General features: G+C 72.7%; 11 protein-coding genes. 8 read left to right on the top strand and 3 right to left on the bottom strand.

All coding sequences use genetic code 11. The annotated features are described in order from the left end of the window. The first annotated feature begins 94 nt into the window (after nucleotides 1-94). The 8 genes from AC5L3Z_RS20385 to AC5L3Z_RS20350 all read left to right on the top strand — a co-directional run bounded on the left by AC5L3Z_RS20385 (nucleotide 95) and on the right by AC5L3Z_RS20350 (nucleotide 9,562). The gene (locus AC5L3Z_RS20385; RefSeq protein ID WP_494844217.1) at nucleotides 95-622 is read left to right on the top strand and encodes a DUF4352 domain-containing protein; all 528 of its coding nucleotides are present in this window, start codon (nucleotides 95-97) and stop codon (nucleotides 620-622) included. A 98-nt stretch (nucleotides 623-720) separates the two neighbouring features. Then, on the top strand, nucleotides 721-2,460 hold the full coding sequence (locus tag AC5L3Z_RS20380) for a DUF6119 family protein (RefSeq protein WP_494844215.1): 1,740 nt from the start codon (nucleotides 721-723) through the stop codon (nucleotides 2,458-2,460). Between the two features lie 101 nt (nucleotides 2,461-2,561). Continuing rightward, nucleotides 2,562-3,161, top strand: a complete 600-nt coding sequence (locus tag AC5L3Z_RS20375) for a hypothetical protein (protein WP_494844214.1) — start codon at nucleotides 2,562-2,564, stop codon at nucleotides 3,159-3,161. A 12-nt stretch (nucleotides 3,162-3,173) separates the two neighbouring features. Next, nucleotides 3,174-4,034, top strand: coding sequence for a ribonuclease HI (locus AC5L3Z_RS20370; RefSeq protein WP_494844213.1), 861 nt, complete (start codon nucleotides 3,174-3,176; stop codon nucleotides 4,032-4,034). A 158-nt stretch (nucleotides 4,035-4,192) separates the two neighbouring features. Then, nucleotides 4,193-6,673, top strand: a complete 2,481-nt coding sequence (locus tag AC5L3Z_RS20365; RefSeq protein ID WP_494844212.1) for an AAA family ATPase — start codon at nucleotides 4,193-4,195, stop codon at nucleotides 6,671-6,673. Beyond that, nucleotides 6,670-7,077 (top strand): hypothetical protein, encoded by a 408-nt coding sequence (locus AC5L3Z_RS20360; RefSeq protein ID WP_494844210.1) that lies wholly within the window; start codon nucleotides 6,670-6,672, stop codon nucleotides 7,075-7,077. The genes AC5L3Z_RS20365 and AC5L3Z_RS20360 overlap by 4 nt, the downstream gene beginning before the upstream one ends. Nucleotides 7,078-7,207: 130 nt before the next feature. Further along, a complete protein-coding gene (locus AC5L3Z_RS20355) occupies nucleotides 7,208-7,501 on the top strand; it encodes a DUF4190 domain-containing protein (protein ID WP_494844209.1) in 294 nt (97 codons plus the stop codon). A 183-nt stretch (nucleotides 7,502-7,684) separates the two neighbouring features. Beyond that, nucleotides 7,685-9,562 carry a pectate lyase-like domain-containing protein gene (locus tag AC5L3Z_RS20350; RefSeq protein WP_494844207.1) on the top strand — a complete coding sequence of 626 codons (1,878 nt, stop codon included), beginning with the start codon at nucleotides 7,685-7,687 and terminating at the stop codon, nucleotides 9,560-9,562. A gap of 114 nt (nucleotides 9,563-9,676) precedes the next feature. On the opposite strand, the gene AC5L3Z_RS20345 is transcribed toward AC5L3Z_RS20350, so the two are convergent. From AC5L3Z_RS20345 to AC5L3Z_RS20335, 3 genes are all read right to left on the bottom strand, one after another. Then, the gene (locus tag AC5L3Z_RS20345; RefSeq protein WP_494844205.1) at nucleotides 9,677-10,930 is read right to left on the bottom strand and encodes a hypothetical protein; all 1,254 of its coding nucleotides are present in this window, start codon (nucleotides 10,928-10,930) and stop codon (nucleotides 9,677-9,679) included. A 173-nt stretch (nucleotides 10,931-11,103) separates the two neighbouring features. Continuing rightward, a complete protein-coding gene (locus AC5L3Z_RS20340; RefSeq protein WP_494844203.1) occupies nucleotides 11,104-12,162 on the bottom strand; it encodes a S8 family peptidase in 1,059 nt (352 codons plus the stop codon). A gap of 54 nt (nucleotides 12,163-12,216) precedes the next feature. Then, nucleotides 12,217-12,744: a hypothetical protein gene (locus AC5L3Z_RS20335; protein WP_494844201.1), complete on the bottom strand. Its 528-nt coding sequence runs from the start codon at nucleotides 12,742-12,744 to the stop codon at nucleotides 12,217-12,219. Between the last annotated feature and the right edge of the window lie 14 nt (nucleotides 12,745-12,758).

Genomic DNA, 12,758 nt, shown 5'->3' with positions numbered 1-12,758 from the left:
AGGTCGTAGCTCCTGCTGTGATTCATGGGCGTCGACGAAGCGCCGATCCGGCGAGTCGACCAGCAATCCCTCTTCTTTAGACAGGAGCTTCAGCATGCGCAAGACCGCTACCTTCGCCCTGCTCGCCACCGGCCTCATCGCGCTCGGCTGCGGTGCCGGCACCACCGATGAGGCCACCAGCAAGGCGGACGCCGGGGGCGCCAAGGGCGACGACAAGCCGAAGACCGCGAAGGTCGGCCAGCCGGCCCGGGACGGCAAGTTCGAGTTCACCGTGAAGTCGGCCAAGTGCGGCGTCGCCAAGGTCGGCACCAGTGTGGTCGGTGCCAAGGCGCAGGGCCAGTTCTGCCTCGTCACGGTGAACGTCAAGAACATCGGCAAGGAGGCGCAGATGTTCGACGGCAGCAGCCAGAAGGCGTATGCCGCCGACGGCACCGAGTACTCCGCCGACAGCGGCGCCGCCATCTACGCCAACAAGAACGCCGAGACGTTCCTCAACGACATCAACCCCGGCAACCAGGTCACCGGCGTCGTGGTCTTCGACATTCCGAAGGGCATCAAGCTCGCCAAGCTCGAGCTGCACGACTCGCCGTTCTCCGGCGGCGTCACCGTCGCTCTGAGCTGACCCTCGCCCTCGCCGGGGGCGGGACCCGCGAAGCCCTCCCCCGGCGCAGTCCGCACCGCACCTCCGCCAGCACGAATCTCTACGCGAGGAGAATCGACATGCGCAGTGCGACGAACCCTGCCAGCGCCACCCGCAAGGGCCGCCGGCGCCGCTCCCCCAACCAGCCCGCCCTGTTCGAGTACCCGATGCCGCCGGCCCCGCTGGGCACCTACCCGACGACCGTCTACCGACTCACCGTGCCACCTACCGCGGACGGGCTCGTTGCTGCTCTGAACGAGGACTACCTGCGGGAGAACGGCTTCGAGCCGCTGCCTCGGCAGATCGCCGGCGTGCCGGCGCTGCTGGTGCACGGCACGGTGCCGCGCGCCCGAGCCGAGTGGTGCGACGTACTTGCCGGGCTCATCGGCGAGGATGTCGACCTCGGCTACAGCAGCGGCGGCGGTGCGCTGCTTCTGGCCGTCGACGAACGGGCGTACGCCCTGGCGTACGGGACCCTGGGCCGGTTCATGGTCGACCACGACTGGTTCGACCCGACGTTTGGCGTGTCCTTCGCCGTCCGCGCGCTACTGCCGAGCGAGATCCGCCAGGTCCGCCGCCGGGTTGTCGGCTCCAGCGGGCGGGTGGACCGCAGCCTGGTGCCCGGCGGGCAGCCCATCTGGAAGTACGGCATCGACAAGTGGGGCGAGATCGTCGGCCAGGTGTGCGGCCGCACGGACAACCCGAACCTCACGGCGTGCCGCCGTACCGGCCGCTCGGTGAAGGTCGAAGGCGGTGACGCACTGCGCATCCCGCTCTGCGTCGAGCCCGACGGGCTCCTGGCCGATCTGCGGGAGATCGACCGGGTGTGTCAGCAGGAGAGTCCGCTGGCCGACCTGGAATTCATCACCCAGATCCGACCGGTTCCGCCGTCCGATCCGCGGATGCAGGAACTCGTCGACACCATGGACCAGCGGCTGGCGCTGCAGGAGCCGCCCGAGCTCGGCGTGGCCGTGCCGGGCGACCTCATCGCCGACATCGAGCACGTCGGGTCGTACCGGATCCAGGTGCCCAAGTCCGGGCGCCGGCCTAGCCTGGCCGCCGAGCTGGACCTGGCCACGATCCTCGCCCACACCAACCATGCACTCGACGGTGACCGGTGGACCGGCCTGCGCGCCGGCACGCTCACCCTCTGTGGCGACGTTGGCGGTAACGACGAGATGGCGTCGACGCGGCTCTCCCGGTGGATCACCGCCGAGATCGCCGTCGGCACCAGCCACCTGCTGCTGCACGAGGACAAGTGGTACGAGATCGGCGACCGGCACCGCGAGTTCCTGCGCCAGGAGATCGCCCAGATCCTGGCCCAGCCGTCCACGGTCGTCCTGCCGCCGTGGACCGGGGACGTGTCGCGCGAGGACCGCTACAACCGTTCGGCCGCCGAGCGCGACCAGCGGTTGGTCCTGCTTGACAAGAAGCTTCTCTACACGGCGCAGCACCCGCGGGGCATCGAGGCTTGCGATCTGCTGGGCCCCAACGGCGAACTGATCCACGTGAAGCGGGCCTCCGGCAGTTCCCCGCTCAGCCACCTCTTCACGCAGGGAGTCACCTCCTTTTACGCCCTCCGCTACGACGCCGAGGCCCGAGCGAAGTTCGTCGAACTGGTCCGCCAGCAGCCCAACGCGCCCGATGTCTGCGAAGACTTCCGGCCGCGAAAGGTCGTCTACGCCATCGCGCTCAAGTCGGGCCGGGCCCTCACCGTCGACACCCTCTTCACCTTCGCCCAGGTCGCGCTCTACCAGGCGATGAAGACGCTGCGCACCGAAGGCGTCGAGGTTGAGGTCATCGGCATCCCGTCCGTCTGATCAGGCACACACACCCAGCTTCGATCCCCGGCACCGACTCGCCCGGCTGAACACGGAAGTCGGCCGCTGATCCCTGCCCACTCACCTGACAAGGAGAAGTCTTGACCCAGCCCGAGTTCCCGCCGCAGTCCGACGCCCAGCCCGGCCCGCCGGAGACCGTGGACCCTCAGCCCATCGCCCGTCGGAAGAAGCCGCTCATCGGATGGATCGTCGGCGGGGTGGTCCTGGTGCTGCTGCTCTGCTTCGGCGGCTGCGGCGCGCTGCTGGCCACAGCCGACAAGGCCGACAAGCCCGACCCGGCTGCCGCGTCCACCTCGACCGCTCCGACCCCGCCCGCCACGACCTCGGCCGCTACCACGGCCGCCGCGGCACCGCCCACCACCGAGCCGCCGTCCGTCACCTACGACACGCCGACCAAGAGCGACTTCAAGCTGAAGGTGAAGGTCCTGAGCAAGCAGTGCTTCGGCAGCGCCGGCTGCAACGTGACCTACCGGATCAACGTCACCTACGCCGGCGCTGGCGACTTGGACCCGTCCAAGACGTACGAGGTGACCTACCAGGTCAAGGGTGCTGAGGATCCGATCATCAACACCTTCGAGGTGACTGGCGACTCCGCCTCTGTCCCGGAGGAGGAGATGGCCAGCACCAAGCGCTCCGGCGACAAGCTGACCGCCGTCGTTACCGACGTTTCCGAGTTCTGAGGGGGAAGCTCCGTGCGTCTCGACGAGTTCCACCGCGCCCTGGATTTCCTCCCCGTTCCCCTGCACAACCGCGCCGCCGCTCTCCGTACCTACGTCAAGCCCCATCGCTGCGAGACCTGCACCGCCGTGGGCGACGCGGTCCGGCTGGCGTTGACCGCCGCTCACTACAACGAGCTCGGCTCGGCGGCGCAGCTGCTCGACACCGCCGAGCAGCTCGCAACGCAGCACCACCTCTCCTGCCGCCCCGACCAGGCCGTCGGGTCGGCGGGCGGTTGCGCCAACCCCGACCGGTCGGATCACCAGCCCGGTCGCGGCCAGGTCCGCCGCTGGGCGGACAGCTCCGCGCCGCTGGTGGCCGCGACCGACGCCAGCTGGAAGGGCCGCGTCGGCGGCATCGGGTACGTGGTGAGCGACGGCCACTACGGCCTGCTCGGTCGGGGCACGGGCCGGCTCGACCCGACCGGCGCCTCCCGGGTGCTGATCAACGAGCTGCGCGCGGTCGACTACCTGCTGACCGGGTACGACCAGGCGCCGGCCGGCATGACGGTGCTTGTGGACAGCCTCAGCGCCCTGCGGTACCTGCACCGCTGGCAGGCCGGCCACACCGGGGCGATGCCGGCCGGCTACAGCCTGCGGCAGCGCCGCTGCTCCGACCAGCCGACCCTGGTCCGGCTCGCCGGGCTGGTGGCCCGCCGTCCCGACCTGAACTTCGCGCACGTCAAGGGGCACAGCGGTCACGCCCTGAACGAGGCCGCCGACGGCCTGTCCCACATGGCTCGCCGCCGCCAGGTGGAGTCGTTCGACCTGCGTCCCAGGGCGCACGCCCTGGTGGAGGCCTTCCTGCGGGACTGGCACGCCGCGCTGACCGGCTGAGCGCCGGCCACCGGGCGGCCAACACCGCCGCCTCTGATCCGTCTACGTCATCAGCTCGAAAGCGTCAGCACATCCCGCTGGCGAGCATGCCCATCCACCGCTCACCCGGGCGGGCCGGCCACCGTCGGCCCGCGGACACCACGCGCCTGGAGACGACCATGACCCTGCCCCAGCAGCCCCTGACCGAGCTGATCTTCGACCGGCTGGCCGCCGACGACACCGTGCCCGCCGACACCGCCGAGCTGGTCCTCGCCGCGCTCAGCGACGACGACGACCTCGCCGCCGCCCTCGCCGGCCACCCCACCCGGCTGGACGCGCGCCCGGTCGGCACGGGCGAGCCGGCGGAGCGGATCTGGCTGACGTCGGTGACCGTGGCCGGCTTCCGGGGCGTCGGCCCGGAGCAGACCCTCGAGATCGGGCCCGGCCCGGGCATCACCCTGGTCGTCGGCCGCAACGGCTCCGGCAAGTCCAGCTTCGCCGAGGCCGTCGAGCTCGCCCTCACCGGCGACAGCGCCCGCTGGGCGGAGAAGACCAGCGTCTGGCGTACGGGGTGGCGCAACCTGCACGCCCCGGACCCGTGCCGGATCGGCGTGGAGCTGCGCGTTGACGGAGTGGCCACGCCGACCCGGGTGACCCGCTCCTGGCCAGTCGGCGCGGAGCTGGCCGACGCGGAGGTGACGGTGACCGGCGCGCAGGGCCGGCACGGCGACCTCGCCGAGCTGGGGCTGGCGCGTCCGCTGGAGCTGTACCGGCCGTTCCTCACCGCCGCGGAGCTGGGTCGGCTCGCCGCCGGCACGCAGAGCCAGCTCTTCGACGCGCTCTTCGCGATCCTCGGCCTGGACGCCCTCACCGACGCCGACCAGCGTCTGCTGCGCGCCGCCCGGCCGCACGACGCGGCCGTCAAGGAGGTACGCGCCCAGCGCGCCACCCTGGCGGCCACGCTGGCCGAGGTCGACGACGACCGGGCCCGACGGGCTGGGGCGCTGCTGCGCGGCCGGGGCGCGGTGGACCTGGCGGAGGTGACCGCGATCCTCGACGAGCCGGACGAGGCGACCACCGACCGGGCGGTGCTGCTCTGTCGGGAACTCGCCGCGCTCACCCCGCCGCCGGTGGACGAGGTCACCCGGCTCGCCGGGCAGCTCCGCGACGCCGCGGCCGAGACCCTGCGGTACGACGGCGGCCGGTCACGGGCGGCGCTGCGCGGCGCCGAACTGCTCCGCCTCGCCCTCGAACACCACGAGGAACGCGGCGACGGGGCGTGCCCGGTCTGCGCCACCGGCGAACTCGACGCCGGCTGGCGGGCCGAGGCGGCGGCGTCCCTGGTCGAGCTGCGGCAGCGCAGCGTCGCCGCGCAGAACGCGGCCACCCGGCTCACCGCTCTGCTGCGCCAGACGCACCACCTGATCGACGACCTGATCGTGCCCGGCAGCCCCGAACCGGAGACCTCCAGCGAGCCGCAGCCCGGCGGGCACGGCGTGGAGGCGCTGCTCGGGGCGCTGCGCGAGGCGGTGGCGGCGCTTCGGGGCGTACCCGGGGAACCGGCCGACCTGGCCGACCACCTGGCGGCGCGGTACCCGACGGTGGTGGCGGCGGCGGACGCGGCCCGCGCGTACGCCGAGGGGTTCCTGCGGCAGCGCGACACGGGGTGGCGGGCGGCGGCGGCCGAGCTGCGCGACTGGGTCGCCGCCGCAAGCGGCCTGCCGGCGCGGGAGGCGACCCTGGCCCGGTTGAAGGCCGCGCGCGGCTGGCTGAAGGAGACCGGCGCGGAGATCCGCGACGAGCGGGTGGCGCCGTTCGCCGCGCACTCGCAGCGGATCTGGGAGCGGTTGCGCCAGGAGAGCAACGTCGAGCTGGGCGCGATGACCCTGGCCGGGACGAACACCCGGCGGCGGGTGGTCTTCCCGGTCAGCGTGGACGGCGCCGACAACGGCACCGCGCTGGGGGTGATGAGCCAGGGCGAGATGCAGGCGCTCGGGCTGGCCACGTTCCTGCCGCGCAGCTGCGCGCCGGAGAGCCCGTTCCGGTTCATCGTGGTCGACGACCCGGTGCAGAGCATGGACCCGTCGAAGGTGGACGGACTGGCCCGGGTCCTCGCCGAGCTGGCCGAGCAGCGGCAGGTGGTGGTCTTCACCCACGACACCCGGCTGCCCGACGCGGTGCGCCGGCTCGACCTGGGCCGGGCCCGGATCGTGGAGGTGCACCGGGCCGAACGCTCGGTGGTGACCGTGCGGCCCGGCTCCGACCCGGTCACCCGCTACCTCGACGACGCGCACGCGCTGGCCCGCACCGACGAGGTGCCCGCCGAGGTACGCGGGCCGGTGGTGGCGGAGCTGTGCCGCTCGGCCCTGGAGGCGGCGTGCCATCTGCGGGTGTGGCGGACCCGGGTGACGCGCGGGGTGCCGCATGCCGACATCGAGGGGGCGCTCACCGCTGCCTCCCGCCGGCTCACCACCATGGTCGCCCTCGCCGTCTTCGACGACGCGGACCGGGGCGGGGACGTGCTCGGTTGGCTGGCCCGCCGGGGCGGTGGAGCGGTCGGCGTCTACAAGGCGTGCCGGGAGGGCGTGCACGGGGCGTACCGGGCGGACCTGCCCGGCCTGGTCACCGACGCCCGCGCCCTGGCGAAGGCCCTGTCGTGACCGCGCCGACGCCGGCCCGCTGCCTGGCGGCCGCCGACCAGTTGCTGCGCGGCGCGGGCGCCCTCGGTGCGACGGCGGTGACCGCCGGGTGGTGGCCGCGGGCCTGCGCCTGCCTGATCCGGCTCGCCCTCGAAGGTGGCGTCGACGGCTACTGGCGGCGGGTCCGCCCCGCGGTCGCGGCATGCCGGCAGGGCCGGGCCCGGCACCTGATGCTGCGCGGCCGGCTTGGGCCGGGCGCGGAGGTGGCCCGGCGGGTCGCGTACGCCTGGGCGACGTTGTCCGCCGCCGCGCACCACCACTGCTACGAGCTGGCCCCGACCGCGGCGGAGCTTCGTCGCCTGCACACCGAGGTGAGCACCCTGCTCACCCGACTCGAAGAGGAACCCCACGATGAACCAGCCTGAGCCGACCCGGCCCCTTCCGCCGATCTCGGCCGGTCCCGCCGGCCCGTACCCGCCAGCCGGGCCATACCCGACGGCCGCGCCTTATCCGCCGGCCAGGCCGTATCCCCCGGCCATCTCGTATCCGCCGCCGATGCTGATCGCGACCCAGCCCTCGTCCGGCACCGCCACCGCCGCGATGGTGCTCGGCATCGTCGGTGTGTTCGGCGGTTGGTGCGTGTTCGGCCTGCCCTGCGTCCTCGCCGTCATCCTGGGCCACGTCGGCCTGCACGACACCCGCAACGGTCTGAAGTCCGGCAGGGGGATGGCGGTGGCCGGCCTGGTCCTCGGCTATGTCTTCGTCGCCCCGATGATCGCCCTCACCGTCATGGTCTTCTTCGGCGGTCTGATCGGCGCGGCCACCCCCGCCACCACTCCAACGCCGTAGCGCCGCCCCCAAGCCGGTATCCACTAGGGAGGGCGCGCCCGGGGCCCAAATTCGACTCCCGTGGTGGTAGCGGGCCGTCGATTTACAGGGTAGAAACATCTCGATCCCTTTTTTCACGACGTGATGCAAGTCCGACCCGAACCGGAGAGCGCTCTCCCCCTCCGGCCACCGGAAAGGAACCGTATGACCATCCAGTCCCCCGACAGGCGGCGGCGCCTGCGCCGGGCGTTGGCGCTCGGCCTCGTGCTGACCACCACCACCGCCACCCTGACCAGCACATCGGCCACCGCCGGCCCGCCGCGCCACGGCGCGCCGGACCTCGGGCCCAACGTGACGATCTTCGACCCGGGCATGCCGGTCGGCGAGATCCAGGCGACGCTGGACGCCGCCCACGCCCGGCAGGTCGACAACGAGATGGGCACCGCGCGGCACGCCTACCTGTTCATGCCGGGCACCTACGGCACCGTCGAGCAGCCGCTGCAGATCAAGGTCGGCTACTACACCGAGATCTCCGGGCTGGGCGCCTCCCCCACCGACGTCACCATCAACGGCAAGGTCGAGGTCTACAACCGCTGCCTCCAGGATGGCGGCACGGCCAACTGCCTGGCGCTGGTCAACTTCTGGCGGACCCTGTCCAACCTGTCGATCAACATCAACGCCGCGGGCCAGGACGGCTGCCGCTCGTCGGCGAACTTCTGGGCCGTCTCCCAGGCGGTGTCGATGCGCCGCCTCAATGTCAGCGGCGGCAACCTGTCCCTGATGGACTACTGCACCGCCGGCCCGCAGTACGCCAGCGGCGGCTTCATCGCCGACTCCCGGCTGCCCTCCGTCACCAACGGATCGCAGCAGCAGTGGCTGACCCGCAACAGCGAGGTCGCCGGCTGGTCCAACGCCGTGTGGAACCAGGTCTTCGCCGGCACCGTCGGCGCCCCGGACGACAGCGGCTTCCCCGACCCGCCGTACACCACCCGCGAGACCACCCCGCTCAGCCGGGAGAAGCCGTACCTGTTCGTCGATGCCAAGGGCGAGTACCAGGTCCGCGTGCCCGCCGCGCAGCGCGACAGCCGCGGCATCTCCTGGGGTACGCAGATGACGCCGGGGCGGACCATCCCGATCCGGGACTTCTTCGTCGCCAAGCCGTCGGACCCGGTGCACGTCATCAACAGCCAGCTCGCCCGCGGCAAGCACCTCCTGATCACCCCCGGCGTCTACGACATCGCGCGCAGCATCCAGGTCCGGCGCGCCGACACGGTGGTGCTCGGCATCGGGCACGCCACGCTCACCGCGGTGAACGGCGCCATCCCGCTCCAGGTCGCCGACGTACCCGGCGTGGTCGTGGCCGGTGTCACGATCGACGCCGGTCTGGAGGAGTCGCCGGTGCTGTTGCGGGTCGGCAGCCGGCACGGCCGCCACGCCGGCACCCCGCAGAACCCCACGACGCTCTCCGACGTGTACTTCCGGGTCGGTGGCCCGCACATCGGCCGGACGAACATCGCGCTCGAGGTCAACAGCGACCACGTCCTCATCGACCACACCTGGGTGTGGCGGGGCGACCACGGTGTCGAGGGCTTCACCGAGGGCGTCAACGGCGACACCGACCGCTGGCGGACCAACACCGGTCGCTACGGCGCCGTCATCAACGGCGACCACGTGACGGCGACGGGCCTGTTCGTCGAGCACTTCCAGCGGTACAACACGGTGTGGAACGGTGAGCACGGCACGACGATCCTCTACCAGAACGAGCTGCCGTACGACCCGCCGACGCAGGCCGACTGGATGAACGGCGACGTTGAGGGCTGGGCGGGTTACAAGGTCGGCGACCACGTCAAGCACCACACCCTGTACGGCGGTGGGGTGTACGTCTTCAACCAGAACAACCCGTCGATCCACACCGAGAACGGCTTCGAGGTCCCGGAGACCCCGGGCGTCAAGCTGCACCACATCATGACGGTGAACCTGAGCGCCGGCATCATCGACCACGTGGTCAACGGCGTGGGCGCGGCGGCCGACACCACCCGGGTCGGCGCGCCGGTCTACCTGGAGCAGTACCCGACCCAGTAGCGGGCGTCCCTAACCTCCGACGCGACGAAGACCGGTGGGCCGGCCCGATACGGGCCGGCCCATCGCGTTCCGAGGGACAAGCGGATGGGACGCCCACCGCGGGCGGCACCGCCGTCAGGACGGCTGGTCGAGCGAGGGGCAGAGCAGACCGTCCACCAGTGGCAGTCGCACCGGCTCCAGACAGAGTTCGATCAAGGGAGCCTCCGGCGCGGACGGCGCCGTGGGCGCCGTGGTGGGAGCCGGAGCGGTGCTGGGAGGCGCGGCGGTCGGCGGCGCCGGATCGGTGGGCCGGGGCCGGTCGGCGGCCGGCGGTGGAGCCGGCTTCGGATCCGCCGGGGCGACCGGTTGCGCCGGCCGGGCCGGGCCCGTCGCCATCGGCGGCCTCGTGGACGCGGTCTCCCCGGTCGCAGCCCGGAGGGAAGCTGCCGTCGTGTCGGTTCCGGCCGTGGTCGGGCGCGGTGCTACCAGGTCGCCCGGGGTGGTCGGCAGCGCGACGGCGATGACGTGCGGCGGGTCGGCGGGGTCGGCGACGCCTGTCGTGGGGGCGTCCGCCCGCAACGGCACCTCGGCCCGCTCCGGCAGGTGCGCGGTCGCGCTGGTCAGCGTGGCGAAGGCCAGCGCGACGGCGGCGGCGACGAGTGCGGCCCGGCGGTCGGGACGCGCCGCGGCCAGCGGAGCCCGGTCCGGCTCGGCCAGCGACGGCGGGACCGGTCGCGCGGCCTCCTCGGCGGCCAGCAGGGCGTCGAGCTGCGCGGCCACGGCGGCCCGCTGGCCGCTGGCGGCGGCGAAGGCGAGGGTCAGGTAGAAGCGGAAGTTCACCGTGGCCGCGGCCGGTACCCGTAGCCCGGCGAGTCGGCTCGCGTCGGTGGCGTGCAGCAGGGTGAGCGGCGCGTCGGGGTGGTGCGCGGGCCCCAGCATGTCCGCGTACGTCCACTCGCGCCGTTCCGTGCGCCCGGCGAAGATCACCCGGCGGTCGGTGATGACGACCATTCCCGCGTCGACGACGCGGAAGCCGTTCGGCAGCGCCCGGTCGGCGGGATCGACGTCGGCCGTGGCTAGGGTCAGCCCCGGTGCGGGCAGGCCGGGGACGTGCCGTGCCCTGGCCTCGACCAGCTCCGCGGCCGGCAGTACCCGGTAGACCGGTTCGTCGTCGTCGAGGTCCATCGGCAGGCCGGCGCGCGGCTGCGCGTATCCGAGGAAGGTGTGGGCCTCGATCCGCAGCCGGATCAGATGGTCGTTGCGCCGACGCCAGGCCTCGACCTGCGCGTCGTACGCGTGCCGCCGCCGCTCGTTCTCGCGCTCCGCCCACCTGACCCGCCAGCTCTGCCGCGCCGCTGTGGGGATCATGATGAGGTCGGGTGATGTCACCGTCACACCCGGTACAACCGCTCGCGTTCCCGCCAGGAAACGCACGCCGATCGATACTTCCCTTTGTTCGGGATAAGAGAGGTTTGGGGAAGTCCGGGTACGCCGACGCCCCAGCTCGGGATCGGTATCGAGCTGGGGCGCCGTCGTCGCGGCCGGGCCGACTGCGGGGAGGGTCAGGTGCGGGGAGCGGCCACGGCGGCTGCGGCGTCGACAATGCCCCAGCCGTACACCGGCGAGTAGACGCCGCGCAGACCGACGACGGGGGTACGGGCGGTCGACATCAGCACCGAGTACACGTTGTCGACGCTGCGGCCCTGGGCGACGAGCAGCGCCGCGACGCCCGCGACGTAGGGCGTCGCCATCGACGTGCCGGCGTAGGCGTCGTAGTCGCCCTGCCCGCAACCGGCGGCGCCGGTCCCCACCGGGACGGTGGACCACACGTCGTCGTCGCAGTTGACCAGGCCGGCGCCACCGGGGGCGGCGACCGCCTTCAGGTCGGCCTTGACACCCAGGTTGGAGTACCACGCCTTGACCTCGTTGCGGTCGGTGGCGGCGACGCAGAGCGCGCCGGCTTCCCAGGCCGGGGTGCCGCAGAGCGGCGCGGCCTCGTTGCCGGCGGCGGCGATGACGGCGACGCCCTTGCCGTGCGCGTACGTGATTGCCTCGGTCGCCTCGGCCTCGAGCCCGGTGAGGGTGAGGGCCTGGGCGCCCGGCAGCGCGCCGAGGCTGAGGTTGATCACCTTGGCGCCGTGGTCGGCGGCGTAGCGGATGCCGGCGGCGATGTCGGCGAAGCTGCCGCTGCCCTCCTCCAGCACCTTGATCGGCATGATCCGCGCGTCCGGGGCGGCCCCCGCCACGCCGATGCCGTTGCCGGTCGACGCGGCCGCGATGCCCGCCACGTGGGTGCCGTGCTCATCGCTGGCGTCGGCCCGACCGTTGGGGCCCCGCCAGTCGCCGTTGCCGCAGGAGGTCGGGCCGCAGTCGACGAAGGTCGCGCCGGGCACGAGCTTGGACTTCAGGTCCGGGTGACCGAGGTCGACGCCGGTGTCCACGACCGCGATCACCACGCCGCTTCCCGTGCTGGTCGCCCAGGCCCGCTCGGCGTGGATCTGCCGCAGGCCCCACTGCTTGTCGTACAACGGATCGTTGGTCGCGGCCTGCGCGGGCGCGGCGGCGACGGCCACCACGACGGCGGCCACCGCGGTGCCGGAGAACAACCGGGCGATCGACATGAGCCTCTCCTCGAAGTAGGGCGACCGGGCGTTCATTCATGAACGCCCGGGACGTCAGATGGCCGTGGCGCGGGAGACCTTCCACTCCCCGTCGACCGGGACCAGGGTCAGCACCACCCGGTTCTGGTCGACCTTCTCCCCCGCGGTGTTGACGTTGCGCCGGTACTGGTTGAGGTACACCAGCAGCTCCACCCGGTCGGCGGTCGCGGTGACCACTCCCGTGGCGGAGACCTCCGCCGCGACGACGGCCTGCTGCGTGGTGGCGGTCTGCTTCAACGCCTTGGTGGTCTGCGCGTACTCCTCGCCGAACTGGCCGGTGGCGAAGGTGCGGCCGTTGGCGATGCTGTCGTCGAAGGTGCGGTAGTCGTAGGAGAAGATCGCCTTGGCGGCGGCGGGCGCGGTGGCCAGGGCCTGCCGTACGGCCGCGTCCCGTTGTTCGGCGCGGTGCCCGTTCCACCAGCCGAGGCCGGCGACGGTGGCCGCGAGCACGATCGCGGCGACGAGGCTGGGGACGAGCCCGAACCGGGGAAGGCGGGGCCGGGGCACGCGCGCCCGGCGCGCGCGGTCGATCAGGGTACGCACGGGTCCTGCCTCTC

This window comes from Micromonospora sp. LZ37, from assembly GCF_059359015.1.
This window is presented reverse-complemented; position numbering and strand designations above follow the sequence as displayed.

Bases quoted from the DNA above. Each gene is read 5' to 3' on its own strand.
- AC5L3Z_RS20385 (WP_494844217.1), top strand. From the start codon at position 95: ATGCGCAAGACCGCTACCTTCGCCCTGCTCGCCACCGGCCTCATCGCG.
- AC5L3Z_RS20380 (WP_494844215.1), top strand. From the start codon at position 721: ATGCGCAGTGCGACGAACCCTGCCAGCGCCACCCGCAAGGGCCGCCGG.
- AC5L3Z_RS20365 (WP_494844212.1), top strand. From the start codon at position 4,193: ATGACCCTGCCCCAGCAGCCCCTGACCGAGCTGATCTTCGACCGGCTG.
- AC5L3Z_RS20355 (WP_494844209.1), top strand. From the start codon at position 7,208: ATGCTGATCGCGACCCAGCCCTCGTCCGGCACCGCCACCGCCGCGATG.
- AC5L3Z_RS20350 (WP_494844207.1), top strand. From the start codon at position 7,685: ATGACCATCCAGTCCCCCGACAGGCGGCGGCGCCTGCGCCGGGCGTTG.
- AC5L3Z_RS20340 (WP_494844203.1), bottom strand. From the start codon at position 12,162: ATGTCGATCGCCCGGTTGTTCTCCGGCACCGCGGTGGCCGCCGTCGTG.